This is a genomic window from Albibacterium sp. (genome assembly GCF_035514885.1).
Lineage (GTDB): Bacteria > Bacteroidota > Bacteroidia > Sphingobacteriales > Sphingobacteriaceae > Albibacterium.
This window is the reverse complement of the sequence record NZ_DATJCH010000005.1, coordinates 163,136-188,870: the sequence shown is the minus strand read 5'-3', so window position 1 is coordinate 188,870 and position 25,735 is coordinate 163,136. Positions and strand designations below refer to the sequence as shown.

The window sequence follows — 25,735 nt, the reverse complement described above, 5'->3', positions numbered from 1 at the left end:
AATCATTAACTTATTGCAGGAATCTCTCCCACAATTACCTTTTTATTAGATTCTAATTTTGCTTCTTCAATATTTCTGCTAACACTCAATATGATACCCAATGCAACGCTTGTAAAGAGAATGGAAGTTCCACCCATACTTACTAAGGGAAGAGGAACACCTGTAACTGGGCCTAAACCTACAGCAACCGCCATGTTTGCTAATGCTTGTATAGTTAAACTAAAACCTAAACCAGCAGCCAATAAAGCACCAAATGCCTTTGGACTTTGCGTTACAATCCTTATGCATCGATACATAAAAACGATATATAAGGAAACTAATACTATTGCACCTAGAGCACCATACTCCTCAACTATTATTGCAAAAATAAAATCCGAATAAGGATGAGGAAGTACGTTCCTCTCTGTACTGTTCCCAGGCCCTTTACCAAAAAACCCTCCTGTAGCAATTGCTATCTTTGAATGATCAGCCTGATATGATTTATCAGGATCTGCATCTCCTCCATTCATATAAGTATTAACCCGAGAAATATATGTTTCTCTACGAGGACCCACAAAGACTACCAGTAAAAGAAGCAGCCCTCCCCCTACACAAACTAAGGCTATTTGCTTTAGGCTTATCCTCCCTATTATTAACAACAAGATACTCACACCAAACAACATCAATGCGGTTGATAAATTCGCCCAAGCAATCAGCACAAAAATTATACAAACAGAGCCCATCACAGGAATAAAGCTCTTCTTCACATCTTTAATATTACTCTGTTTTCTGGTGAGCATTCTGGCCAAAAAAGTTATTAAGGCCAATTTGGCCAAATCCGAAGTCTGAAATGTTTGATTTATTACCGGAATAGTAACCCAGCGATTAGCATCGTTAATGGTCTCTCCAAAAACCAATGTATATAACAGAATTGGAATGGTTACAATCATCAGAATCTTCGAAATTCCAGCATAGTATCGGTAGTCAAGCAAATGCGAAAAATACATCAATGCAAAACCTCCCACTATCATAGAGGTATGTTTTATTAGGTATACTTCAGATCCTTTACTATTCCTATAAGCCAAAGTTCCTACCGAACTATAAACAGCCAGCATCGACCATATAGATAGAATAATCACAATTATCCATATCCACCGATCACCCTTTAATTTGCTAAATATCCTATCTACCATTGTCTTTAATTTTAATAGCTATAATTCGCGAACAGCAGCTTTAAATTGATCTCCGCGGTCTTCATAATTTTTAAACAAATCGAAACTTGCACACGCCGGAGAAAGCAATACTGTATCTCCTTTCTTTGCTAAATGGTAAGCTAATGTAACAGCCTCTTTCATAGAATTTGTATTTACAATAGCTTCTGTTTCATCATCAAATGCTTCATGAATACGAGCATTATCCTTCCCTATACAAACTATTGCACTTACCTTACTATGAATCAAATCCTTTAGAATGTTATAATCATTTCCTTTATCCACTCCTCCCATAATCAAAACAACATTCGCTGGCATACTCTCTAAAGCATACCATACAGAATTTACATTAGTAGCCTTTGAATCGTTTATAAAATTTATCCCGGCAATCTGAGCAACATGCTCCAACCGATGAGCAATATTTTGATATTCACCCATACTCTCCCGAATAGATTCATTTCTCAGCTCCAATACTTTCGCGACAATGCCCGAAGCCATATTATTATACACATTATGTTTTCCCTGTAGGGCCAATTCATTTATTGACATAGTAAATGTAGGTTGGTTAGTAACTTTTATATTTATTGTACTATTCTCATCCAGAAAAGCGCCTTGCTCGAGTATTCTTTGCTGGCTAAATGGAATATAAGTTGCTTTGCTTTTATACTTTGTTAATCCATTTAGAATCTCTTCGTCATCCATATCATAAATAAAGAAATCCTCTTCCTGCTGATTCTGGATAATCTTAAATTTAGATTCAACGTAGTTCTCCATTTTATAATCGTATCGATCCAGATGATCGGGTGTTATATTTAACAGTACAGCGAAATCAGCCTTTAATTGAGTCATATCATCAAGCATGAAACTGCTTATTTCAAGAACGTAATAATCAAAATTTTCATTCGCTACTTGTAAAGCAAAACTTTTTCCGATATTTCCAGCTAAACCAACATTCAATCCTGCCTTATTTAAAATAAACCAGGTCAGAGTAGAGGTAGTGGATTTTCCATTAGAGCCTGTTATACAAATCAACTTCGCTGAAGTATATCGAGCTGCAAATTCAATCTCGGATAATACTTCAATCTCTCTTTCTCTTACTTTTTTAACGATTGTAGCTTTTTGTGGAATACCTGGACTCTTCACAATTATATCCGCATTTAAAATCCGACTCTCGGTATGAGAGCCCTCCTCAAAGTCAATACTGATATCTATAAGCTGTTTTTTATATTCTTCATTAATTATTCCCGAATCTGACACAAACACATCATACCCCTTCTGTTTGGCAAGTATGGCTGCGCCAACTCCACTCTCTCCTGCTCCTAAAACGACTAATTTCTTAGCAGACTGTTCTATATGTTGTTCTTCACTTAACATAATTATCGAATCTTAAGAGTTACAATAGTTATAATTGCCAGCAATATTCCAATAATCCAAAAGCGTGTTACAATTTTTGATTCATGATAGCCTTTCTTCTGAAAATGGTGATGCAAGGGTGACATCAAAAACACTCTTACTCCCTCACCATATTTTCGTTTTGTATATTTGAAATAAGAAACCTGAACAATCACAGATACCAATTCAATAAGAAAAACACCACAGAGAACTGGGATAAGCAGCTCTTTCCGAATCATAATAGCAAAGGCAGCAATAATTCCACCAATGGCTAAACTACCGGTATCGCCCATAAAAACTTGAGCTGGATAAGAATTATACCATAAGAAGCCTACACAAGCACCCACAAATGCCCCAGCAAACACAACCAATTCTCCCGAATTAGGTATATACATGATGTTCAAATAGTCAGCAAAAATAGTATTACCGGAAACGTATGCGAGTATCGCGAGTGTTATACCAATTATAGCAGACGTACCAGTGGCTAGACCATCAACGCCGTCTGTAATATTAGCACCATTTGAAACAGCTGTAACAATAAAAACAACAACAACCAAAAATAAAGGGAACACAAATTTTCCGGAAGGAATGCCAAATATGGTAAGAACATTTCCATAATCGAATTCATTCTTCTTATAAAAAGGAAGGTTGGTTTTAGTCGACTTTACATTCTCTGTATAATAACTTTGCCCATTTACTCCCACTTGTTCTTCAAGCTGTGACTGAGCCTCAATTGGTGTTTGACTAACTGCAACTTTTTGTCGAACTAGAATATCAGGATGATATTGCATTGTACAAGCAATAATTATTCCCAATCCGACCTGTCCAATTATTTTAAATCTTCCTGCTAAACCTTCTTTATTCTTTCTAAATACTTTAATATAATCATCTAAAAAACCGATAGCTCCCATCCAAATGGTAGTAACCAGCATCAGGATCACATATATATTTTCAAGCTTGGCAAATAAAATTGTAGGTATTAATATCCCTCCCAGAATAATCAATCCTCCCATTGTTGGAGTACCTTGTTTCTGACTTTCACCAGCCAGTCCAAGATCACGAACAGTCTCTCCTACTTGTCTATTTTGTAACATCCTAATTAAGCGCCCACCATAGACAGTCGTAATTATCAATGATAGAATTACGGCCATCGCGGTTCTGAACGAAATATAATTAAACAAACCACCCGCTGGGATGTGAACATATTGCTCGAGATACTTGAATAAGTAGTATAGCATATTTCGTTTATTATTGTTCCTTAAAAGTTTCTTTCAATACTTCTCTATCATCAAAAGGGTGCTTAACCCCCTTGATTTCTTGGTAAGTTTCATGCCCTTTACCAGCTACCAAAATGATATCCCCTTCCTGAGCTAAATGGCAAGCCGCACGAATAGCCTCTCTTCGATCCGAAATTGTAAATGATTTTCTTCTCATATCAAACGAAATTCCCTCTTCCATATCCTTGAGAATTAACAATGGATCTTCACTACGTGGATTATCAGAAGTCAAAATTACCTTATCACTTAAACCCACAGCTACTTTCGCCATAACAGCCCGTTTACTTTTATCCCGATCGCCGCCACAACCAACTACTGTTATTATTTGAACTTCATTCATTCGTAATTGCCGAATAGTCAATAATACATTCTCTAAAGCATCCGGCGTATGTGCATAATCTACAATTGCAACTTTACCATTCTTGGAAATCATCGTTTCAAACCTTCCTTCTGCACCTTTTAAGCGGCTCAAAACAGTAAGAACTTTCTTACTATCTTGATCCAATAACATAGCAGTACTATAGACAGCTAATATATTATGAGCATTAAATTCACCCACAAGTTTCACCCACACCTCTTCTTTATTAATATTTAAAAGCATTCCGCTAAAATGACTTTCAATAATCTGAGCATTGTAATCCGCTAATGATTTTAAGCCATAGGTTTTCTTATAGGCTTTCGTGTTTTGCAACATAACCATCCCATTTCTATCATCGATATTCGTTAAAGCAAAAGCATTCTTAGGAAGTGTATCGAAAAACAACTTCTTTGCTTTAATATAATTATCAAAGGTCAGATGAAAATCAAGGTGATCATGAGAAATATTGGTAAATAATCCTCCTGTAAACTTCAAGCCCGAAATACGTTTTTGAACAATTGCATGTGAGCTAACTTCCATAAAACAGTAATCACAACCATTTTCAACCATATCATGAAGCAAGTCATTCAAACTGATGGGATCTGGTGTAGTATGCGTGGATGGAATAATACGATCACCAATTTTATTTTGCACGGTAGAAACTAATCCAGAATAGTAACCTAGCCCCTCAAACAGTTGATACAAAAGAGTCGCAACAGTAGTTTTACCATTTGTACCGGTCACACCTACCAGCTTAATTTTTTCCGAAGGCCTATCATAATAATTGTGGGCAATAACCCCCAATGCAAAAGCAGAATCAGCAACTAAACAATAGATTATTGATTCATCCAAATGAGCAGGCAACTCTTGGCAAACAATTACCTTTGCACCCTTCTCTATAGCTTTTTCAATATAAGTATGTCCATCTGTTTGAGTCCCCTTTACGGCAATAAATAAATCTCCATTAGCTATTTTTCGGGAGTCAAAGTTAATCCGACCAATAGAAACATCTAACGATCCTTTCAATTGCAAGACTGTTATTCCCGATAATATGTTTTTCAGCTTCTTCATTTCAGTTCAATTGAAATTAAAAGATTCTTTGCCAATTGCTCACCAGCGGCTAAAGATTGATTAACCACTTTACCTTTACCATTCACTGATACTTTAAATCCAGCATTGCCCAGAACATGCAATGCATCTTTTAGACCCATGCCAATCAAATCGGGCACCCTACCCACTTCAATGTCCTTATCTTCCGAAACTCCTTCATTAAAAGAGCTATTCCTCAACCCAAACTGTGTATATAAGCGACTAATTGCCTCTTTTGAACCTTTTTTAGTTGCTGGTTGTATATTGTTATCAGCAGACTTAAACGAATTATAACTTTGATACATAGAAATGTCTCCAGCATAAACACGTTGAGCAATTTCATTAAATACCGGTCCCGCAACAGTAGCCGCATAATAACCATTCCGAGGGTTTTGTATCACTACAATCATTGAATATTTAGGATTATTGGCAGGAAAATAACCTGCAAAAGATGCCTGATATTTTACGTTTCCTCGATAACCAGCAGCACCATCGGCCATTTGAGCAGTACCTGTTTTACCAGCAACTCCAAAAAGCGAGTTCTTCACAACCCCACCCGTTCCATGTTCAACAGTTCCTTCCAGCATTTCTTGCAATTTCTTAATTGTAGAGGCGGAAGCAATACTTTCATCAATAACTCGTGCCTGATACTTTTCTATAGTATTTCCCAACCGACGAATCTCCCGTACAAAAAGAGGAGCTATCATTTTCCCATCATTTGCAACAGCATTGTAAAAGGTCAACATTTGCAAGGGTGTCATCAATAACTCATAACCATATGACATTTGCGTTAATGATAATTTGCTCCATGATTTTGAATCAGGAGTTTTAATCAGGGGATTACCCTCACCAGGAAATTGCAAACCCAACTTTTCATTTAAATGAAGTCTGCGCAAATGTTTAGTGAATTCTCCAGGATTATCTTTATAATGTGTGTAAATAAGTTTTGTTATTGCTGTATTTGAAGAAACCTCAAAAGCTCTTTTAACACTTATTTGACCATAGCCGCCATGATGAGAATCCCTAACAGTTTTACCAGCAATACGATAAGTTCCATCCTCTGTATCCACCATCGTCCCTGTATCTATTTTTCCATCTTCAATTGCCACTAAATATGAGGCTAACTTAAATGTAGAGCCCGGTTCTGCACTCTGCGCAATAGCGTAATTAAATTTTTCCTGATATACTCCTTCCGAAACTCGTGTATAATTTGCAACAGCACGAATTTCACCAGTAGCAACTTCCATTAAAATGACGCAACCATTATCCGCATTACTTTTAATTAGTTGATTCTCCAAAGCTCGCTGCGCAACATCCTGCATTCCAATATCAATTGTAGAAATAATATCTGCACCGTCCACGGGTGCAACATCCATATCCGGATTAACTGGCATCCAAACTCCTCCGGCAATCCGTTGAACCAAACGTTTTCCACCTTCGCCATCAATATAATTTGCATAAGCCCCCTCTAAACCTACTGGCTGAACATGCTCATTTTTATACCCAATGGTTCGTTCAGCTAAAGTCTTAAACGGTAAGATTCTTTTGTTTTTCTGTTCTGCTATCATCCCACCTTTCATAATACCTAAATTAAAAATCGGGAACGTGCGCATTTTCTTCATCGATTGATAGCTAACATCACGCTTTATCAGAAAGTAACGATTTCGTTGAGTTCTTGCTGACCGTAATAACCGGGTATATTGAGCTGAAGATTTATCACCAAAAAAAGAAGACAATGCCTTAGCCAAAGAATCCACTTTTGAATAAAAAACATCATCAGCAGCAATTCCAGGAGCAAACAAATCCATTCGTATATCGTACTCGGGAACAGAGGTAGCCAATAAACTTCCGTCTACTGAATAAATATTCCCACGAGCAGGTTCAATATCCACATAACGCGTTGATAAGCTATCTGCCATAGCAACCCACTTCTCACCTTGAACCAATTGAATAGTAAACATTTTATATAACACAGCTATCGCTATCACCACCATAATTCCAAAGGAAATATAGGCTCTTAGCAATATGTCAGTTCTTATATTCATGTCAACCCGGCATTTCTATTTCTTATTCTCTTTCTTAACAATAATTTTCCTCGGCGGAACAACCAACTCTTTTAAACCTAACGTATCAACTTGAGCTAATATCTCAGATTGAGTACTTTTAAGCATCAAGTCAGCCTTTAGGGTTTTAAATTCCCAACTTAAAACCTTAACCTCACCATTTAAATTCGATATTTTACGTACTGTATTCTCTGCATAATGCCTGTTAGCGATATACACAATTCCCAGAAAAGCAAAAAAAAGCAAAAAAGGAATACTGTTTACCACGGTCCATGAAGACACCCTCCCTCCAGTAAGAACTTTATGGACAAATTCTTCTGTGGCAGACGCTTTCGCTTCAACAGAATCCTGCATCTCTTGCTGCACTTTTTCACTCAGTGGTTGTTTCTTATATGTATTCCCCATAGTTTAGATCCTTTCTGCAATCCTTAACTTTGCACTTCGAGCACGGTTATTCCTTTCAATTTCTTCAACTGAAGCAACAACAACTTTCTTTGAAACTATTTTAAATGGTTTAATTTCATTTCCATAAAAATCCTTATCAACATCCCCTCTAAATTTCCCCTTCAACATATAATTCTTTACCAACCGATCTTCAAGCGAATGATACGACATTACAACCAACCTAGCACCCGGCTTTAAAACAGAAACTGATTGTTGCAAAAACGCCTCTAAGGCTTCAAGTTCTTTATTTACTTCAATACGTAAAGCCTGAAAAACCTGAGCAAAATATTTATTCTCTTTATTCCTAGGAGCCACTTTACTAATAGAGGACTTCAACTGATCTATACTTACAATGGGTTCCTGAGCCCTAGCAGAAGTAATTGCTCGTGCCAGTGTCTTAGCATTTTGAACCTCTCCATACATCCCGAAAATCCGATGCAATTCTTCCTCCGGATAACTGTTAACAACTTCTTTTGCATCCAACTCACCTACCTGATCCATTCGCATATCCAGCTGAGCATCAAAGCGCGTTGAAAACCCTCGCTCACGTTCATTTATCTGATGTGATGAAATTCCTAAATCAGCTAAAATTCCATCTACGGCCTCAATACCATGAAGCCTCAGATTATTTTTTAAAAACCGGAAATTTTGCTGAATTAATGTAAAACGGCTATCCGGAATTACATTCCTTTTTGCATCAGGATCCTGATCAAAAGCATACAACTTCCCCCGATCGCTTAACCGGGCTAATATCGCTCTCGAATGCCCGCCACCTCCAAAAGTTACATCCACATATATTCCGTCAGGATTTATACGAAGACCTTCAATACACTCGTCAAGCATTACCGGCACATGATACTCATTCTCCATCTTCCCTCCTTTTCAAGTTACCCATAACCTCTTCAGCCAAAATTGCAAAATCATCTCCTTCATCTATCCATTGCTCATCATATTTTGCTTTTGACCAAACCTCGATTTTATTAAATTGGCTTGCTAAAACGACTTCGGAAGATATATCCGCATAGGCTTGCAAAGATTTTGGAATTAACACGCGACCCGATGCATCTAATGTGAGCTCAGAAGCTCCGCGCATAAATTTCCGAATAAATTCTCTACTCTTCCTTTCAAACTGATTCAAACGACTCAGCTCATCCATTATTTTATTCCACTCCCGACGAGTATAAATTACTAAATGACTTTCCAAACCTCGGTTAATAACAAGCCCCTCCCGCTCAACATCAGGCATTTGCCTTTTGAGCGCAGCTGGCAACACCATTCTTCCCTTGGCGTCTAACTTGCATTCATACTCTCCGAGAAAGTGTTCCATACTTTAGCGATTTCAACTAATCAAATGTAAAAGTATGAATTTCTTCCACTTTCTCCCACTTTCCCCCACAAAAAAGTTTTCCACAGCTAAAATCAGACAAAAAGTCCGTTTTAAATGCAAAAACTAAGATTATTCAAAAAGCAACCAAAAACAAATATTCTATATTTCTAAAAAACCTCGCTTTATTACATTATTAAAAGCATAAAAAAATCCCTGAAAGCTCTTAAGCGATCAGGGATTATAATATAGGTTATAATTGGTTTTATTCAGTTATTGCTTTTACACCAGGCAATTCCTTACCCTCCATATATTCTAAAAGTGCACCACCACCAGTACTAACATAACTCACATGCTCAGTCATCTTAAATTTAGATATTGCTGCAGCAGAATCTCCACCTCCGATTAATGAAAATGCTCCGTTTTCAGTTGCCGCAACAATTGCACTCGCAACTAGTTTTGTTCCGTTTGCATAGCTATCCATCTCAAAAACCCCCATCGGCCCATTCCATAAAATGGTATTGGAGGCCTTAATTATTTGAGCGAAGTGCTCTGCAGATTTAGGTCCAATATCTAATCCCATCTTATCATCAGGGATTTCATTATTGGCACCAGGATAATGAGGTGCATCATTCGAAAACGAATCTGCTATAATTGCATCAGTAGGAAGAATCAAATTAACACCTTTCTCATCCGCTTTTTTCATCAGATCAAGAGCTAAATCTAACTTATCTAATTCAACCAATGAATCACCGATTCTACCGCCTTGAGCTTTAATAAAAGTGTAAGCCATTCCTCCACCGATGATCAAATTATCAACTTTGTTTAATAGCGATTCAATTAACTGCAGTTTATCAGACACCTTTGCTCCACCCATAATGGCTGTAAAAGGCTTATCGGCATGTTCCAATACTTTTTTTGCATTATCTAACTCTGCTGCCATTAAATAACCAACAACTTTATTGTCAGGGAAATAATTCGCTATGATTGAAGTCGAAGCATGTGCTCTATGAGCAGTACCAAAAGCGTCGTTTACATAAATATCGCCCAATGCAGCTAGCTTTTTAGCAAAATCTGCATCCCCTTTCTCTTCTTCCTTGTAAAAACGAAGATTCTCAAGCAATAAAACTTCTCCCGATTTTAAGTCAGAGGCTTTTTTAAGAGCATCTTCACCAATAGAATCAGTAGCAAATTGTACAGGTTTATCCAATACTTTTGAAAGATGATCTACTATATGTTTTAAAGAATATTTATCAGTAGGCCCTTCTTTTGGGCGACCAAAATGCGACATTAAAACAACCGCTCCACCATCTTTTAATATTTTCTTTATTGTTGGCAAAGCCCCCTGGATACGTGTATCATCTGTCACATTAAACTTTTCGTCCAAAGGAACATTAAAGTCTACACGTACCAAAGCCTTTTTACCCGAAAAATTTACATCATCTATTGTTCTCATTATTTATTACTTCTTTATAAAATATTCAATTCGCGCAACAAATTTAGAATAATTCACGACAGAAACAAATTTAGACAGAAAGCTGTAAATACATTCTACGATGCGGACCAGCAGTAGGTATTTCAAACTCATCCGACATATATTCGAAGCCCATCTTTTCATAAAAAGGGTAAGCATTTCTCCGTGCATTACACCAGATATAATCAACACCTTTGCTTCTTAGCTCCGCAACAGCAAACTTTATTAAAGACTTTCCAAGTCCCTTTTTATAATAATGAGGATGAGTAGCCATTCCTCTTAATTGAAAACCTTTACCATTTAAATTTTCATATTCTTGTGGATGCAAGGATAAAACACAAACTACTTCATCATCATCATTGATTTGTGCCAAGTGAAAAGCTCCATCAATCTCATCAGAATCAAAACGACATCGATCGAATTCCCAGCCATCTCTAAGTTGCAAGCTTCTCAAAGACAATGTTTCATCAGATGTAATAAAAGCTATTCTCATCCCAAATTAATTTAATTTCCGCTCTTCAATCAAGACCAACAAATCTACTAATCGATTAGAATAACCAAATTCGTTATCATACCATCCTACCACTTTTATTAATCCCCCAACCACCGAAGTCAATAAGGAATCAAAAATACATGAATAAGCACTGTTTACAATATCAACTGAAACAATAGGATCTTCTGTATATTGCAATATATATTTCAAGGAACCTTCAGCCGCTTTCTTAAAAGCGTTATTAATCTCCTCTACCGTAGGTTGTTTTCTCAGAATGCACGTAAAATCAGTTAGGGATCCATTTAAAACAGGAACACGGATCCCTGCCCCCCCTAATTTACCCTCTAAATGAGGGAACACATTGGTAATTGCTTTAGCAGCCCCTGTGCTGGTAGGGATAATAGATGCTGATGCAGCTCGTGCTCTTCGCAGATCGCGATGCGGCGCATCATGTAAATTCTGATCACCAGTCATAGAGTGAACAGTCGTAATATACCCATCCACAATTCCCCAGTTATCATCCAATACTTTTACCAAAGGAGCAACATTATTTGTAGTGCAAGAAGCATTAGAAAGAATAGGTAAATCAAAGTCAATGCTAGAATCATTGACTCCCAAAACCACGGTTGGTATTTCCCTATCAGGAGAAGGAGCAGAAATTAATACCTGCTTTGCACCTGCTAAAATATGCTTTTCTGCATCTGCCTTATGAGTAAAATAACCTGTTGACTCAATAACAACATCTATATTTAATTCACTCCAGGGTAACGTAGCAGGATTTCTCTCCGAAAGTACTAGAATTTCATTACTATCAACAATAATCTTTCCAGACTCACTTAAAACTTCTCCAGGATAAGGACCATGAACAGAATCATACTTAAATAAATGAGCCAATGTTTTACTATCCGCTAAATCATTTATTGCAACTACTCTTATCCTCTCTTGCCTATTGAGAATAGTACGAAGCGTATTTCGACCAATCCGGCCAAAACCATTAATTGCGACACGAATCATTTCTATTAGAATTAGATACAAATCTAACCCATTTTTTATCGAAAAAACAGGAGTCTACAGAATTTTACTTATTAAGAAGTTTCTGATTTCACCATTAAAACGAACCGGGTTTTCAAGATTCGGCAAATGCCCGCAATCGGGAATTTCGATATGTTTTACATCTGGGATTAATTCTTCCATACTCTTCACCTGCTCCAATGAAACAATGCCATCCTCCTCTCCCCGAAGAATCAAGACCGGCACATTCATATTTTTCAAAACTGAAGTTGTGTCAGTCCTCGAAGCTAAAGCCAATAGTGTGGCACATATGCTAGACTCCGTATTCCTACGAATAGAACTTTTTATGAGGTCTACAACCTCCGGCTTTTCTTCAATAGACTTTTTAGAAAAAATACTGGAGACGAATCCAATCGCATAAATTCTCTTACCATGCTTCAACACCGATTCAATTGTAGCAAAGCGTTTGAGCTTCCCTGCATCTGTATCTGCAAAAGAATGGGTATCACTTAAAACAATTCCTGAAAACAGTGCAGGTCTTAATTCAAAAGCTCTTAAAGCAATATATCCTCCCATAGAAATTCCACACAATACAACTCTTTCTAACTTCAAAGTCTCAATAAATGCAATAAGGTCCTTCGCAAACACGTCCATATTAAAAAACCCATGACCGCTTGTTGTATTGCCATGGCCACGAACATCCAAAGCAATTCCACGAACGGCAGAAGGCAAAGCATCTAATTGTCCAATCCACATATTCTTATTGAAGGGAAATCCATGAATAAAAATGATTGTTGATTCTGCTTGAGAACTATCTTTAAGTAAATAAGAAATACTTATATCTCTGACACGAACCGTTTTACGCTTCATGGTAACCTTTTCATTAAATTGCAAATAACTGGAAATTTTCATATTCCTAAATATAACGTTAAAAGTACAAAATAGTGTCAAAGAATATCATTCTGTTAATTTTTAATATAAATCACCTGTAATAAAATCATTAATCTACTGAATACCAAGCACAGCCGGGATCCGTTTATCAGGGTGAAAAAAATAATTTTATATTTTAGCAGAAATATTTCCGGATATTAGAATGGAATTATATCTTTGCATTCCGATTCAGGACGCACTTGTAGCTTAACTGGATAGAGCACCTGACTACGGATCAGGAGGTTAGGGGTTCGACTCCCTTCAAGTGCACGTTTTTAATTACAAAGCCTAATCTAACAGCTGATTAGGCTTTTTAACTTTATACTACTATGCTAAACTTAGTATTATTTGGCCCACCAGGAGCCGGTAAAGGAACTCAATCACAAAAATTAATCGAGAAATACCAACTGATTCATTTATCAACAGGAGATTTACTTCGCAGCGAAATAAGCAATGGTACAACCTTAGGCTTAGAAGCAAAGAAATTAATGGATGAGGGCAAATTGGTGCCCGATGAAGTAGTAATCGGAATGATAAATAACCAATTAGCTAAAAATCCAGATGTTAATGGATTTATTTTTGATGGTTTCCCAAGAACAGTTGCCCAAGCAGAGGCATTAGATGCTCTTTTACAAAAGCACAATGAGCAAATTGCCGGAATGATCTCTCTTGAAGTAAATGAAGATGAATTAGAAAAGAGACTACTATTACGTGGCAAAGATTCGGGAAGAGCAGATGATGCTAATCCAGAAATTATCCGAAAACGAATTGCAGAATACCAATCGAAAACTACACCTGTTGCCAATTTTTACAAACAACAAGGAAAACTTAACACAGTGTACGGTATTGGCACAATCGACGATATTTTCAATAAAATATCTGAAGTCATTGAAAAATTAAAATAAGAAAAGACATGTCCCAGGGCTCCAATTTTGTTGATTATGTGAAGATTTGCTGCCGTTCAGGACAAGGAGGCTCTGGCTCTGCACATCTCCATAGAGATAAAAACACAGCTAAAGGTGGCCCGGATGGTGGTGACGGTGGTCGTGGCGGACATATAATATTAAAGGGTAATAAACAACTCTGGACCCTTCTTCATTTAAAATTCAGAAAGCATATAATTGCTGAGAATGGAGAAAATGGTGGCAAATCACTTAGCACCGGTAAAGACGGAAACGATGATACCCTAGAAGTACCTTTAGGAACCGTTGCAAAAGATGCTGAAACTGGCGAAATACTTTTCGAAATTACTGAAGATGGAGAAACTAAAATATTAACTCCTGGTGGCCGTGGTGGTTTAGGTAACTGGCACTTTAAAAGTGCTACAAAACAAACACCACGCTTTGCACAAACCGGAGAAGCTGGTCAGGAGCGCTGGATAATACTAGAATTAAAAATCCTTGCTGATGTCGGCCTAGTTGGCTTCCCTAATGCTGGCAAATCTACGTTGCTTTCTGTTGTGTCAGCAGCTAAACCTGAAATTGCTGATTATGCGTTTACAACACTTGTACCCAATTTAGGAATTGTTTCCTATCGTAATAACAAATCGTTTATCATGGCAGATATTCCCGGAATCATTGAGGGTGCATCAAAAGGTAAAGGATTGGGATATCGTTTTTTAAGACATATAGAAAGAAATTCCGTGCTATTATTCACTATTCCAACTGATACAACAAGAAGTATTGCTCAGGAATATGAAATTCTATTGAAAGAATTAACAGAATACAACCCGGAACTTATCGATAAGCCACGCGTTTTAGCAATCACTAAGCTTGATTTACTGGATGATGAGCTAAAGCAAGAAATGGAAAAAGAACTTCCGAAAAATGTGCCTTATGTTTTTATATCTGCAGCTGCACAGAAGAATTTGTCAGAATTAAAGGATCTAATCTGGAAAGCAATACAAGATTAACTTTTAAATTAACCTCGCTTCATTACCCTATCAAGCTCACGTTTATTCTCACGATCTTTAATGGTATCTCGTTTATCAAAATCCTTCTTACCCTGAGCCAAAGCTATTTCCAACTTTGCGAAACCCCTACTACTAATAAACATCCTTAAAGGAACTATTGTATAGCCCCGCTCTTCTCCCTTAACTAAAAGCTTCTTCAGTTCTTTCTTTGTCAAAAGCAACTTCCGGTCCCGTCGTGCTTCATGGTTATAAAATGATCCGTGTGAATATTCCGAAATATGCATGTTACGAATGTGTAAATCACCATCCAAAAAGGAACAAAATGAATCATTTATATTAACCTTACCCGACCTGATCGACTTTATTTCAGTACCTAACAAAGAAATACCTGCAATATATTTATCGAGTATATGGTATTCAAAATAAGCCTTCTTATTCTTTACATTAATGTCTGACGACAAATTCATAATTATTTTATATATATATTTTCGGCTATTTTCTGAGAAACGCTGACTTTATTATTATCTATCTTCAAAGAAAGTGTACCGTCAAAATTTAATTTGTTGATCACTTCAACTTTGCTATTAATTCCAATACCAAGTGAACCTACATACTGCAAGAAATCAGTATCATTATCTTTCACAGATACAATCTCGCAAACAGAACCGGGTTTACAATCGGACAGAGTTTTTTTTACCTCAACCTTATACTTACCATTCTTCGAAGGGATTTCATCTCCATGCGGATCATATTGCGGATAATCCAAGAACTTATCCAGCTTCTCAATCAGCTTTTCAGATCGAATATGTTCAAGTTGTTCAGCTACCTCATGTACCTCATCCCAAGTAAAATCAAGTTTGGTAAATAAAAATGTTTCCCACAACCTATGCTTCCTGATGATTTGCACAGCCAACGATCTACCCTTACTTGTAAGAGATATCTTACCATACTTTTCAGAATCAACCAACTCTTTATCCTTCAACTTCTTTACCATATTATTAACAGTAGCCGGACGGACATTCAATTTTACTGCAAGTTGATTCGTACCAACACCTAGATTCTTTAATTCACGTGCAGAAAGATGCAACAATGCTTTTAAATAGTTCTCTTCGGTTATAGTTAACATACGAACAAAGATAACAAAAAATGAAATGAATTATTTACATTTGTGTTATGTCTGAACACAAAGAAATGAAACGCATCAGTACATCTACCATCATGGAGATGAAGAATTCTGGCGAAAAAATAACGATGTTAACAGCTTATGATTACTCAATGGCCAGTATTCTGGATCAAGCTGGTATTGAAATCATATTAGTAGGCGACTCTGCCGCCAATGTCTTTGCAGGACATAGTACAACATTACCAATTACCTTAGATCAAATGATTTACCATGCCTCATCTGTAGTAAGGGCAGTAAAGTGGGCTATGGTAATTGTCGACTTGCCTTTTGGAAGCTATCAGGGCTCTTCAAGTAAGGCCTTAGAATCAGCAATCCGGATTATGAAGGAAAGTGGCGCACATGGTGTTAAACTGGAAGGAGGAGCAGAAATCCAAGAAGCAGTAGAAAAAATCGTTTCAGCAGGAATACCTGTAGTAGGACATCTAGGACTAACACCCCAATCAATCAATCAATTCGGAAGTTTTGGAGTACGTGCAAAAAGCGAATCAGAAGCTCATGTTTTAAAAAACAATCTTCATGTCCTTCAGGAAGCAGGATGCTTTGCAGTTGTACTAGAAAAAATACCAGCAAAACTAGCTGGTGAATTATCAAGCCACACACGTATCCCAACAATTGGCATAGGTGCCGGAATGGGTTGTGACGGACAAGTATTAGTTGTGAATGACATGTTAGGTCTTACTGAGAACTTCAAACCTAAATTTTTAAGACAGTACTTAAATTTACATGGAGAAATCAAAGGAGCAGTACAGCAATATATAAAAGACGTGAAAGACAATAGCTTCCCTGGTACAGACGAACAATACTAAGGTTCTAATTTTTAACTACCAAGCTTCATCGCCTACAAGCGGAACAAAACGAAAAGTATCCAACTCTATTCGATCAAAATCATCTTCTCCTACCCTCAGAATTGTCACCATCTTCTGCTGCTTCTCATCACCCACCGGAATCACAAGAATACCTCCTATCTTGAGCTGCTTTAACATAATTTCGGGTACCATAGGTGCACCTGCAGTAACTATAATCTTATCATAAGGAGCATGTTCTTCAATTCCTTTTGAACCATCCCCATAAAAAAAGAAAGGACGGTAGCCCATATGGGGTAAAACTTGAATAACCCGATCATACAAACTCTTTTGTCTTTCAATAGTATAAACCTCAGCTCCTAATTCAAGAAGTATGCAGGTCTGATAACCCGATCCGGTTCCAATCTCAAGAACCTTATCACCTTTTTTAACATGCAACAACTCCGTTTGATAAGCTACCGTATAGGGTTGAGATATGGTTTGTCCATCTCCAATAGGGAAAGCAATATCTTGATATGCTTTAATCCAGAAAGTTTCATCAAAAAAGAAATGCCTCGGAACCTTTCCTATCGCTCGTAAAACATTTTTATCTTCAATACCACGCTTTTCAAGCAGTTTCACCAATAGCTTTCTAGCTCCCTTTTCTCGATAATTATCAATAAACTTATAGGCCATAACTACCCAAAATTACACAAAAAAAGCCTTTGCATAGAAACAAAATACACTTACTTGAATAAGAAGGAATTAATACGGATCTACATCTACATGCAAAAAAGATCCCTTGTTTAGTTTATCCGTATTATAGTTTACAATAATATCCCTAAGCACTTCTTTTACTTTAGAAATACTAACCGTCGCACGTTCCATTTTCAATAAGATAGTATTAATATAGTAATTTCGTATGCGTCCAATTAAAGGTTCTTCCGGCCCCAAAACACGGTCACCAAACTGCTGGCGCAACTGTATTGCTAATCGGTTTGCACAATCCACAACACGGAGATTATCCTTATGCTTGACTTCAATCTTAATCAACCTGTAAAATGGAGGGTAGCCATAACTCTTTCGCTCTGTCACTTCGGTCAGAAACATTGTCTCATAATCGTGGTTTACCACCTGCTCCAATATACGGTGCCCCGTAGCATAAGCTTGAATAATAACCTTTCCTCGAATATCCCGTCGCCCAGCTCTGCCACTCACCTGAGACAACATCGCAAAGCTCCTTTCAAAAGCACGAAAATCAGGATAATTAATCAAACTATCCGCATTGATTACACCGATCAAACTAACCTTTCCAAAATCAAGTCCCTTAGCAACCATCTGAGTACCAATTAGGATATCATAACGATGCTCATCAAAATCTGTTAATATTTTCTCAAAACTAAACTTAGATCGTGTTGAATCCAAATCTAGCCTCGCTATACTTGCATCTGGCAATAAATAGCTAAGCTCTTCTTCAATACGCTGAGTTCCAAAGCCCTTATTCTGAAGATGTGTAGAACCACAAGCCGGACAAACACGAATAAGCTCTTCACGGAAACCACAATAATGACAATGCATTTGTCCGCTGCTTTTATGATAAGTTAAACTCACATCACAATGAACGCATTTTGGAGAATAACCACAAGTTGCGCAAAGCAGGATCGGAGTATGTCCTCTCCTATTTTGAAACAGGATAACCTGTTCCTTCTTTGCCAGGGTTTCTTCAATATTCTTAATTAATACCGGTGTAAAATAAGGATTAGTGGCCTTTTGCTTTGTATCTGATTTTAGATTAACAATTTCAATGGAGGGTAATTGAGCAGTTCCATACCTTTCATTCAGTGTTACCAAAGTATATTTTCCCGCCTTAGCATTATAATAGCTCTCGATAGAGGGGGTGGCAGAACCCAATAATACCTTGGCTTGATGCAAATACCCAAGAAAAATAGCCGTATCTCTTGCTTGATATCGAGGTGCCGGATCAAACTGCTTATATGAAACCTCATGCTCTTCATCTACGATTACCAATCCTAAATCACAAAATGGAAGAAACACCGAAGACCGGGCCCCTAAAATGATTTGAATTTCTCCATCTAGCACTTTCTTCCAAACCTCCGCCCTCTCATTCTCACTTAAACGAGAGTGATATACACCTATTTTAGATCCAAAATGAAATCGAAGCCTTTCTATTATTTGTGTAGTTAAAGCAATTTCTGGAAGTAGATATAAAGCACATTTACCTTCATTAACGACCTCATGAATAAGCTTAATATAGATCTCAGTTTTCCCGGATGCCGTTACTCCATATAATAGAGAAATCTCTTTATTTATAAACCCTTCCTTAATTCTATCAAAAGCATTCTGTTGCGCTTCGCTTAATATTACCTCCTTCAGCAATTCATCACCACTATTTGAAATCCTGCTAACGACTTCCTCTCGGACATAAAGAACCTCTTTATTAACTAATGCCGTGAATGCAGAATTTCCACAACCTGAAAATTCCAATAACTCGGCCTTTGAAACTTTTTCCTGACTCCTTTTTAAATGGATATAAGTCATTACTGCATCCAGTTGTTTGGGTGCTCGATTTAAGCTTTCAAACAACTCACGTTTTGCATCCTGGTCTCCATAAATAGGATTTAAGCTAACAAAAGCTTTCTTTTTCGGCTTATAACGTTCAGAAATTTCCTCAGAGATTCGAATTACACCTTTATCCAGCAAACCCTTTAAAATTGGCAAAACAGTTTTCTGACCCAATAGCTTAATAATATCACTGACTTTTATTTCGGGAGATATCTCCAAAGCATCCAATATCAAATACTCCTTATCGCTCAATTCATTACGATCTATTGTATCCAAATCAGAAGCGATAATTTTTGTTTCACTTGCTAGTTTCAAAGCTGATGGTAAAGCAGCCTGCATCACTTCCCCTAATTGGCAGAGGTAATAGTCAGATATCCATTCCCATAAAGCCAATTGCTCTGCTTTTACAACAATCTTTTCATCTAGTACATCTAATATATACTTTGCCTCGTAGCGTTCTGGTGCCTTCTCATGAATGGCATGAATGATAGCCGAATAGATTTTTGTTTTTCCAAACTGAACTACCACCCGTTTACCAACCTCTACAGAACCATCCAACTGCTTGGGTACACGATATGTATAGGTTTTCCCGATTGCCAGGGGTAATATTACATCTACAAAATAAGTCTTCAATTATTTATGCCTTATAGTTGCTATAAACAAACCTATCCAACCCAAAATAAAACACAAACCACCTAATGGGGTTATTGGGCCAAGAAACGAAGCAGAAAGCTGGGTTATTTCTCGGGTTGCTAACAAATAAAGAGATCCTGAAAAAAGAATAATACCTAATGTGAAAGTGATAAAAGAGAAGTTTATCAAACCATTCTTCGCTCTGGAGAAAGTAGATAAATATAAGATCGCAAAAGTATGATAGAATTGATAACTAACAGCAGTTTTCCAATTATCTAAGCTCGTAGCACTCACTTTGCCTTCAAGTCCATGAGCTCCAAAAGCTCCGAGAATTACGCCGATAATACCAAATAAAGCTCCGACAAGAATAATACGTTTGTTCATAATGCTAATTTCGGTTAAATTTAATAAACCTTTTAGATTTTCGTCCCCTTCGTTCTTAAATATTTAACTTTGTGAGCAAACATGAAAAAAACAATCATTCTTATAGTTTTCCTATTAATTGCAATAATCGTTGTTTCAGGTTTATATTTTTCGCGATTAAATCAAAAACAAAAGGCTACAACACAATACCTGGCCGACATTCCTGCAAATGCTTCTCTACTGTTATCATTCAATAACGATTCAATCTTTTACGACCTTTTTAAAGACTATAAAAGCTTTGAATTTATACTTGGAAAAGAAGAATTTAATGAATTAAAGACGCTTAAAACAACCTTTCTCGAAAATGATAATTTCATAGCAGCTACGAATCAGCAACCCATATACCTCTCTTTTCATAATGAAAAAGACAGCCTGTTTTGGCTATTAAACATCCCACTTAAAGCAATAGACAATTTTGATCTTTTTAAATCCAACTTTAGCTCAACGGTAAGTTCCAAATTTATTGAGAATGGCGAAATAAGTTATTATGAACTATCGCTACCTTCTATCTCTAAAAAGGTCTATGCATCTATTCAACCTGAAAAAGCGATGTTCAGCTTTTCAAGTTCACTTATTGAACAATCATTAAACCAAAAGTCTGAACACCTTTCAGAACTTTTTCTGGAAAAGTTTCAAGAAAACAATCTTAAAAACAATTCTCCTTTACAACTTTACATCAATCATAGTCAATTAAAAGACTTACTTTCATTATTCACTAAACGGCAAACAGGAACTCTTCCTTTATTTGAATCATTAGATGGTGTATCGATGCTCGATTTGAATTACAAATCAGATGTGTTAATGTTTAGCGGCACAAGTTCCATCTCGTCCTCCGATTCATCTTATTTAAATTTGTTTCTCTCGCAAGAACCAGTTTCTCATCAATTGAAAAACTGGTTACCAGGAAATGTTGCAGAAGTTGCAACCTACGGAATTTCAAACTATACAGATTTTCATAATAATCTGGAAAAGCTTTTAGAAAAACGTAAGGAATTAAAACAATTAAAAGAACAAATCAGATACATCGAAAATCAAAACGATGTAGTTGTCGATGACGAACTATTGTCTATATGGGGAAATGAATTTGCCACACTTACCTTAAAATCAGGAGAAGAAATCGGGCTAATTGCTATCCGAGATTCATTGGAATATTCTCAGATAGCAAATAAAATAAGTACAGTGAATAGCGATAGTACTAGTCGGCAATTCGACAATTCAAACCTCCTCTACTATTCTTTAGGAGATCCATTCAAGGAGTTCAAAAGACCCTTCTTCACCTATGCGAACGGATACTTGGTAATAGCAAATACAGAAACAACTTTAGCTACCTACCTCGAAAACATTAAGAATGATGATCTTTTAACGAAAGATGAAAGTTACATCCGCTATAATGAACTGCAATCTCCCTCGTCTAATTTTTCACTTTTTATACACCGTGAGAATGCCGATGCTGCAATAGAAAGAAATTTGAATACTCCTTTTCTGAAAAACTATCAGAATACCGACAACTTCGGATTCAAAAACTTCTATGCTTTTTCATTACAGTTATCAGGCAATGGCGACCAGTTCATTACCAATCTATACGGCAGTTTTTTAGATAAATAATCATTTTATCTATATACACATTTTTTAGTTTTTTTACAAAAGTTACCTAACAATTTTAAAATTTGAAAACTTCTCCACAGTTTTCAAAAATCAAACTATTCATAATCAACTAATTAACACCGAGTGTTTGTAAACTTTTTTCAAAAGGTTTATTTTTAAATTTAAAATATATTTTAAAAAGTTATATTTGTTTACATCAGATTATTCACTGGTAGATTAACAAATCATTTCATTAACAGTTCATTATTAAAACCCAAATCGAATGGAAATAACGAAGCCCACCGAAAAAACGAAAACATTTACTCTGGACGAAGCATTCGAAGCTTCTTTAAAGTATTTCAAAGGCGACGAACTTGCTGCTCGCGTTTGGGTAAACAAATACGCATTAAAAGATTCATACGGAACTCTCTTTGAGCAAACTCCCAATGATATGCATCGGAGAATTGCTAGTGAAATAGCAAGGATTGAAAAAAACTATCCGAACCCGCTAACAGAAGATGAAATATTCGACCTCGTAAAGGACTTCAAATACATCATACCTCAAGGAAGTCCGATGACCGGAATTGGAAATCCTTATCAAATTGCTTCACTTTCCAACTGCTTTGTAATCGGCTCAGATGGACCCTCTGATTCCTATGGAGGAATTATGAAGATCGATCAAGAACAGGTTCAATTAATGAAAAGAAGAGGTGGCGTTGGTCATGATCTTTCTCATATCCGCCCGAAAAGCTCGCCCGTAAAAAACTCTGCACTAACATCTACCGGCTTGGTTCCTTTCATGGAGCGTTATTCGAATTCTACCCGTGAGGTCGCGCAAGATGGTCGTAGAGGCGCTCTAATGCTATCAGTTGCCATAAAACACCCAGATGCAGAAAGCTTCATAGATGCCAAAATGACCCAAGGAAAGGTTACCGGAGCCAATGTATCTGTTCGAATAGACGATGCCTTCATGCACGCTGTAGAAAGCAATACACCTTATATCCAACAATACCCGATTGAAGGCAATAACCCTAGTCATCAAAATGAAACAGACGCTACCAGAATCTGGAAAAAGATCGTTCATAATGCATGGAAATCTGCTGAACCGGGAATTTTATTCTGGGATACAATCATTCGCGAATCTTTACCCGACTGCTATGCAGACCTGGGCTATAAAACTGTATCCACAAACCCTTGCGGAGAAATACCACTTTGCCCATACGACTCATGTCGTCTATTAGCTATCAACCTGTTCTCGTATGTTGACAATCCTTTTACAGAAAAGGCAAGTTTTAACTGGGATCTATTTAAAAAGCATGTGCACTACGCACAGAAAATTATGGATGATATTATTGATCTTGAATTAGAAAAGATTGATGCCATTCTACAAAAAATCGAGAATGATCCGGAAGACATTATCATCAAAGGAGTAGAACACAATTTATGGTTAGAAATTCGTAAAAAAGCAAAAGAAGGTCGCAGAACTGGTATTGGTATAACTGCTGAAGGCGATATGCTAGCTGCTTTAGGTTTAAGATATGGAAGCGACGAAGGAGTAGAATTCTCAGTTAAGATTCACAAAACTCTGGCTATCGAAGCTTATCGCGGATCTGTTTTAACCGCAAAAGACCGTGGCGCTTTCGCTATATACAACAATGATAGAGAAAAAGACAATCCTTTTGTATTGCGTTTAAAAGAAGCAGATCCGGAGCTTTATTATCAAATGACCGAGTACGGCAGAAGAAACATCGCACTACTTACCATTGCCCCAACCGGCACTACCAGTTTGATGTCACAAACCTCTTCGGGAATAGAACCGGTATTTCTTCCTGTGTATAAGAGAAGAAGAAAAGTTAATCCTAATGACAAAAATGTACGGGTAGATTTTGTTGATGAAGTAGGCGATTCTTGGGAAGAATATGTTGTATTCCATCACCGTTTTAAAGAATGGATGGAAATCAACGGACACGATATTACAAAAAATTACTCTCAGGCAGAACTTGATAAGTTTATTGAAATATCTCCTTACTATAAAGCGACATCCAACGATGTTGACTACCTTAAAAAGGTTAAAATGCAAGGCGCCATTCAAAAATGGGTAGATCATTCGATTAGCGTAACGATCAATATGCCGAATGATGTATCCGAGGATTTAGTAGGTGAACTTTACATGGAAGCCTGGAAAGCAGGATGTAAAGGAGTAACAGTTTACCGTGATGGATCTCGTGCCGGAGTGCTTATCTCAAACGAAGAAAAGAAAGAAGAAGAAACCATCAGTAGCCTTTCGATATTTCCAACCATCCGCCCAACCGTTTTGGACGCCGATATCGTTCGTTTCCAAAACAATAAAGATAAATGGATAGCCTTTATCGGATTAATCGACGACCGTCCTTATGAAATATTTACCGGTCTTGTTGACGATGAAGATGGAATAATTATTCCAAGATGGTTAAATAGAGGACTCATCATAAAGAACTACAACGAAGATGGCACTTCCCGTTATGACTTTCAATATGAAAACAAACGCGGATACAAAACAACCATTGAAGGGCTCTCTTATAAGTTTAACCCGGAATACTGGAATTATGCAAAATTAATTTCAAGTACATTACGCCATGGAATGCCTATTGAAAAAGTGGTTGACCTGATCAGCAGTTTACAATTAGATGAATCTATCAATACATGGAAGAATGGTGTTGCCCGTGCCCTAAAACGTTACGTTCCAGATGGCACAGAAGCAACCAAGCAAAAATGTCAGAATTGTAATTCTACTAATTTACATTATCAGGAAGGATGCCTAACTTGTAAAGACTGTGGTTCATCCAAATGCGGATAACACTAAACTATAATAACGATAAGAGGGAGTATATTTATACTCCCTCTTGTTTTTTCTTAGGTTTCATAGGGACAAAATCCTTTAGATAAAAAGGTTCAAAATAAGCTACATCTTCAAAATCTGACTTAAGAAACGCTTCATAAGCCGGCTTACTAAGAAAATCCGCAGATTGCCTGAACCCTGAAATTACCTGAATATTCTCCCTCTCAGCAAACATATCTGTAAATTTATCTGCCCCGTCGCCAAACAAAAACAAGGGAGCATTTAAAGGCAGTGAGTCAAAATAATCCACATTAATAATCTGAGCTTTCGTAGGCTGCTCAAGCACCAAGTCTCTATTAAAAACTGCTGTATATACTTCTAGCCGACGAGCATCAATCATTGGGCAGATCAATGCATTTTCCGGTAAAGCTGGATTCTCTTGCACATATCCAGCCGCAAGAGAATGCAACGAATCAATGGCTATTACAGGAACATCAAGTCCATAACATAAGCCCTTTGCAGTAGATACGCCAATGCGCAAGCCCGTATAAGAACCCGGCCCCTTGCTCACTGCTACTGCGTCTAGATCAGACAAAGTCAGCGACGCTTCTCGTATTACTTGCTCTATTAAACGTGTAAGCTTAGCAGCGTGTGCATTGGGCTCATTCAATTCAGCCAAATGGATTGTCTTACCAGACTCCGATAAAGCAACGGAACAAACAGAAGTTGCGGTTTCAATTTGAAGGATAATCATGTACAAAGATATTTATTA

The 25,735-nt window shown here is 37.1% G+C and carries 23 protein-coding genes and 1 tRNA gene; 6 read left to right on the top strand and 18 right to left on the bottom strand.

Going from position 1 to position 25,735, the window contains the following annotated elements; all coding sequences use genetic code 11:
• Positions 1–5: 5 nt before the first annotated feature.
• The 12 genes from VL047_RS01620 to VL047_RS01565 form a co-directional block, all read right to left on the bottom strand.
• Complete coding sequence (locus VL047_RS01620) at positions 6–1,172, bottom strand: FtsW/RodA/SpoVE family cell cycle protein (RefSeq protein WP_325357838.1); 1,167 nt, start codon at positions 1,170–1,172, stop codon at positions 6–8.
• Positions 1,173–1,190: 18 nt separating this feature from the next.
• Entirely contained in the window at positions 1,191–2,564 is a 1,374-nt protein-coding gene (gene murD, locus VL047_RS01615) for a UDP-N-acetylmuramoyl-L-alanine--D-glutamate ligase (protein ID WP_325357836.1), read from the bottom strand.
• Between the two features lie 2 nt (positions 2,565–2,566).
• Positions 2,567–3,820, bottom strand: coding sequence for a phospho-N-acetylmuramoyl-pentapeptide-transferase (gene mraY, locus VL047_RS01610; protein ID WP_325357834.1), 1,254 nt, complete (start codon positions 3,818–3,820; stop codon positions 2,567–2,569).
• Positions 3,821–3,830: 10 nt separating this feature from the next.
• Entirely contained in the window at positions 3,831–5,288 is a 1,458-nt protein-coding gene (locus VL047_RS01605) for a UDP-N-acetylmuramoyl-L-alanyl-D-glutamate--2,6-diaminopimelate ligase (RefSeq protein WP_325357832.1), read from the bottom strand.
• Positions 5,285–7,351: a penicillin-binding protein gene (locus tag VL047_RS01600; protein ID WP_325357830.1), complete on the bottom strand. Its 2,067-nt coding sequence runs from the start codon at positions 7,349–7,351 to the stop codon at positions 5,285–5,287. Before VL047_RS01600 ends, VL047_RS01605 begins: the two co-directional genes overlap by 4 nt.
• A gap of 15 nt (positions 7,352–7,366) precedes the next feature.
• Positions 7,367–7,774 carry an FtsL-like putative cell division protein gene (locus VL047_RS01595; protein ID WP_325357828.1) on the bottom strand — a complete coding sequence of 136 codons (408 nt, stop codon included), beginning with the start codon at positions 7,772–7,774 and terminating at the stop codon, positions 7,367–7,369.
• A 3-nt stretch (positions 7,775–7,777) separates the two neighbouring features.
• Entirely contained in the window at positions 7,778–8,683 is a 906-nt protein-coding gene (gene rsmH, locus VL047_RS01590) for a 16S rRNA (cytosine(1402)-N(4))-methyltransferase RsmH (RefSeq protein WP_325357826.1), read from the bottom strand.
• Positions 8,673–9,140: a division/cell wall cluster transcriptional repressor MraZ gene (mraZ, locus tag VL047_RS01585; RefSeq protein ID WP_325357824.1), complete on the bottom strand. Its 468-nt coding sequence runs from the start codon at positions 9,138–9,140 to the stop codon at positions 8,673–8,675. The genes rsmH and mraZ overlap by 11 nt, the downstream gene beginning before the upstream one ends.
• A gap of 262 nt (positions 9,141–9,402) precedes the next feature.
• Complete coding sequence (locus VL047_RS01580; protein ID WP_325357822.1) at positions 9,403–10,593, bottom strand: phosphoglycerate kinase; 1,191 nt, start codon at positions 10,591–10,593, stop codon at positions 9,403–9,405.
• A 70-nt stretch (positions 10,594–10,663) separates the two neighbouring features.
• Entirely contained in the window at positions 10,664–11,104 is a 441-nt protein-coding gene (locus tag VL047_RS01575) for a GNAT family N-acetyltransferase (protein ID WP_325357820.1), read from the bottom strand.
• A 6-nt stretch (positions 11,105–11,110) separates the two neighbouring features.
• On the bottom strand, positions 11,111–12,115 hold the full coding sequence (gene gap, locus VL047_RS01570; protein ID WP_325358006.1) for a type I glyceraldehyde-3-phosphate dehydrogenase: 1,005 nt from the start codon (positions 12,113–12,115) through the stop codon (positions 11,111–11,113).
• 57 nt (positions 12,116–12,172) lie between these two features.
• Positions 12,173–13,027, bottom strand: coding sequence for an alpha/beta hydrolase (locus VL047_RS01565; protein ID WP_325357818.1), 855 nt, complete (start codon positions 13,025–13,027; stop codon positions 12,173–12,175).
• Positions 13,028–13,241: 214 nt separating this feature from the next.
• Here VL047_RS01565 and VL047_RS01560 point away from each other — a divergent pair.
• From VL047_RS01560 to obgE, 3 genes are all read left to right on the top strand, one after another.
• Positions 13,242–13,315, top strand: a tRNA-Arg gene (locus VL047_RS01560).
• A 59-nt stretch (positions 13,316–13,374) separates the two neighbouring features.
• The gene (locus tag VL047_RS01555) at positions 13,375–13,950 is read left to right on the top strand and encodes an adenylate kinase (RefSeq protein ID WP_325357816.1); all 576 of its coding nucleotides are present in this window, start codon (positions 13,375–13,377) and stop codon (positions 13,948–13,950) included.
• An 8-nt stretch (positions 13,951–13,958) separates the two neighbouring features.
• A complete protein-coding gene (obgE, locus tag VL047_RS01550) occupies positions 13,959–14,957 on the top strand; it encodes a GTPase ObgE (protein WP_325357814.1) in 999 nt (332 codons plus the stop codon).
• 8 nt (positions 14,958–14,965) lie between these two features.
• On the opposite strand, the gene smpB is transcribed toward obgE, so the two are convergent.
• Both smpB and VL047_RS01540 read right to left on the bottom strand, forming a co-directional pair.
• Positions 14,966–15,424, bottom strand: coding sequence for an SsrA-binding protein SmpB (gene smpB, locus VL047_RS01545; protein ID WP_325357812.1), 459 nt, complete (start codon positions 15,422–15,424; stop codon positions 14,966–14,968).
• Between the two features lie 2 nt (positions 15,425–15,426).
• Entirely contained in the window at positions 15,427–16,083 is a 657-nt protein-coding gene (locus VL047_RS01540) for a metal-dependent transcriptional regulator (protein WP_325357810.1), read from the bottom strand.
• Positions 16,084–16,130: 47 nt separating this feature from the next.
• Here VL047_RS01540 and panB point away from each other — a divergent pair, with 47 nt between their 5' ends.
• Complete coding sequence (gene panB, locus VL047_RS01535; RefSeq protein WP_325357808.1) at positions 16,131–16,946, top strand: 3-methyl-2-oxobutanoate hydroxymethyltransferase; 816 nt, start codon at positions 16,131–16,133, stop codon at positions 16,944–16,946.
• A 15-nt stretch (positions 16,947–16,961) separates the two neighbouring features.
• Here panB and VL047_RS01530 read toward each other — a convergent pair whose 3' ends face one another.
• The 3 genes from VL047_RS01530 to VL047_RS01520 form a co-directional block, all read right to left on the bottom strand.
• On the bottom strand, positions 16,962–17,618 hold the full coding sequence (locus VL047_RS01530; RefSeq protein ID WP_325357806.1) for a protein-L-isoaspartate(D-aspartate) O-methyltransferase: 657 nt from the start codon (positions 17,616–17,618) through the stop codon (positions 16,962–16,964).
• A gap of 69 nt (positions 17,619–17,687) precedes the next feature.
• Positions 17,688–20,138, bottom strand: coding sequence for a replication restart helicase PriA (gene priA, locus VL047_RS01525; RefSeq protein WP_325357804.1), 2,451 nt, complete (start codon positions 20,136–20,138; stop codon positions 17,688–17,690).
• Positions 20,139–20,522: a DUF423 domain-containing protein gene (locus VL047_RS01520; protein WP_325357802.1), complete on the bottom strand. Its 384-nt coding sequence runs from the start codon at positions 20,520–20,522 to the stop codon at positions 20,139–20,141.
• Positions 20,523–20,603: 81 nt separating this feature from the next.
• Here VL047_RS01520 and VL047_RS01515 point away from each other — a divergent pair, with 81 nt between their 5' ends.
• Together VL047_RS01515 and VL047_RS01510 are read left to right on the top strand one after the other, a co-directional pair.
• Positions 20,604–22,166, top strand: coding sequence for a hypothetical protein (locus VL047_RS01515; RefSeq protein WP_325357800.1), 1,563 nt, complete (start codon positions 20,604–20,606; stop codon positions 22,164–22,166).
• A 262-nt stretch (positions 22,167–22,428) separates the two neighbouring features.
• The gene (locus VL047_RS01510; RefSeq protein ID WP_325357798.1) at positions 22,429–24,981 is read left to right on the top strand and encodes an adenosylcobalamin-dependent ribonucleoside-diphosphate reductase; all 2,553 of its coding nucleotides are present in this window, start codon (positions 22,429–22,431) and stop codon (positions 24,979–24,981) included.
• Between the two features lie 34 nt (positions 24,982–25,015).
• Here VL047_RS01510 and tsaB read toward each other — a convergent pair whose 3' ends face one another.
• Positions 25,016–25,717: a tRNA (adenosine(37)-N6)-threonylcarbamoyltransferase complex dimerization subunit type 1 TsaB gene (gene tsaB, locus VL047_RS01505; protein ID WP_325357796.1), complete on the bottom strand. Its 702-nt coding sequence runs from the start codon at positions 25,715–25,717 to the stop codon at positions 25,016–25,018.
• Positions 25,718–25,735: the final 18 nt, after the last annotated feature.

What these genes read in the sequence shown, in the direction of transcription:
- VL047_RS01620 (WP_325357838.1), bottom strand. Translation starts at nt 1,172, where the DNA reads ATGGTAGATAGGATATTTAGCAAATTAAAGGGTGATCGGTGGATATGG.
- murD (WP_325357836.1), bottom strand. Translation starts at nt 2,564, where the DNA reads ATGTTAAGTGAAGAACAACATATAGAACAGTCTGCTAAGAAATTAGTC.
- mraY (WP_325357834.1), bottom strand. Translation starts at nt 3,820, where the DNA reads ATGCTATACTACTTATTCAAGTATCTCGAGCAATATGTTCACATCCCA.
- VL047_RS01605 (WP_325357832.1), bottom strand. Translation starts at nt 5,288, where the DNA reads ATGAAGAAGCTGAAAAACATATTATCGGGAATAACAGTCTTGCAATTG.
- VL047_RS01600 (WP_325357830.1), bottom strand. Translation starts at nt 7,351, where the DNA reads ATGAATATAAGAACTGACATATTGCTAAGAGCCTATATTTCCTTTGGA.
- VL047_RS01595 (WP_325357828.1), bottom strand. Translation starts at nt 7,774, where the DNA reads ATGGGGAATACATATAAGAAACAACCACTGAGTGAAAAAGTGCAGCAA.
- rsmH (WP_325357826.1), bottom strand. Translation starts at nt 8,683, where the DNA reads ATGGAGAATGAGTATCATGTGCCGGTAATGCTTGACGAGTGTATTGAA.
- mraZ (WP_325357824.1), bottom strand. Translation starts at nt 9,140, where the DNA reads ATGGAACACTTTCTCGGAGAGTATGAATGCAAGTTAGACGCCAAGGGA.
- VL047_RS01580 (WP_325357822.1), bottom strand. Translation starts at nt 10,593, where the DNA reads ATGAGAACAATAGATGATGTAAATTTTTCGGGTAAAAAGGCTTTGGTA.
- VL047_RS01575 (WP_325357820.1), bottom strand. Translation starts at nt 11,104, where the DNA reads ATGAGAATAGCTTTTATTACATCTGATGAAACATTGTCTTTGAGAAGC.
- VL047_RS01565 (WP_325357818.1), bottom strand. Translation starts at nt 13,027, where the DNA reads ATGAAAATTTCCAGTTATTTGCAATTTAATGAAAAGGTTACCATGAAG.
- VL047_RS01555 (WP_325357816.1), top strand. Translation starts at nt 13,375, where the DNA reads ATGCTAAACTTAGTATTATTTGGCCCACCAGGAGCCGGTAAAGGAACT.
- obgE (WP_325357814.1), top strand. Translation starts at nt 13,959, where the DNA reads ATGTCCCAGGGCTCCAATTTTGTTGATTATGTGAAGATTTGCTGCCGT.
- smpB (WP_325357812.1), bottom strand. Translation starts at nt 15,424, where the DNA reads ATGAATTTGTCGTCAGACATTAATGTAAAGAATAAGAAGGCTTATTTT.
- VL047_RS01540 (WP_325357810.1), bottom strand. Translation starts at nt 16,083, where the DNA reads ATGTTAACTATAACCGAAGAGAACTATTTAAAAGCATTGTTGCATCTT.
- panB (WP_325357808.1), top strand. Translation starts at nt 16,131, where the DNA reads ATGTCTGAACACAAAGAAATGAAACGCATCAGTACATCTACCATCATG.
- VL047_RS01530 (WP_325357806.1), bottom strand. Translation starts at nt 17,618, where the DNA reads ATGGCCTATAAGTTTATTGATAATTATCGAGAAAAGGGAGCTAGAAAG.
- VL047_RS01520 (WP_325357802.1), bottom strand. Translation starts at nt 20,522, where the DNA reads ATGAACAAACGTATTATTCTTGTCGGAGCTTTATTTGGTATTATCGGC.
- VL047_RS01515 (WP_325357800.1), top strand. Translation starts at nt 20,604, where the DNA reads ATGAAAAAAACAATCATTCTTATAGTTTTCCTATTAATTGCAATAATC.
- VL047_RS01510 (WP_325357798.1), top strand. Translation starts at nt 22,429, where the DNA reads ATGGAAATAACGAAGCCCACCGAAAAAACGAAAACATTTACTCTGGAC.
- tsaB (WP_325357796.1), bottom strand. Translation starts at nt 25,717, where the DNA reads ATGATTATCCTTCAAATTGAAACCGCAACTTCTGTTTGTTCCGTTGCT.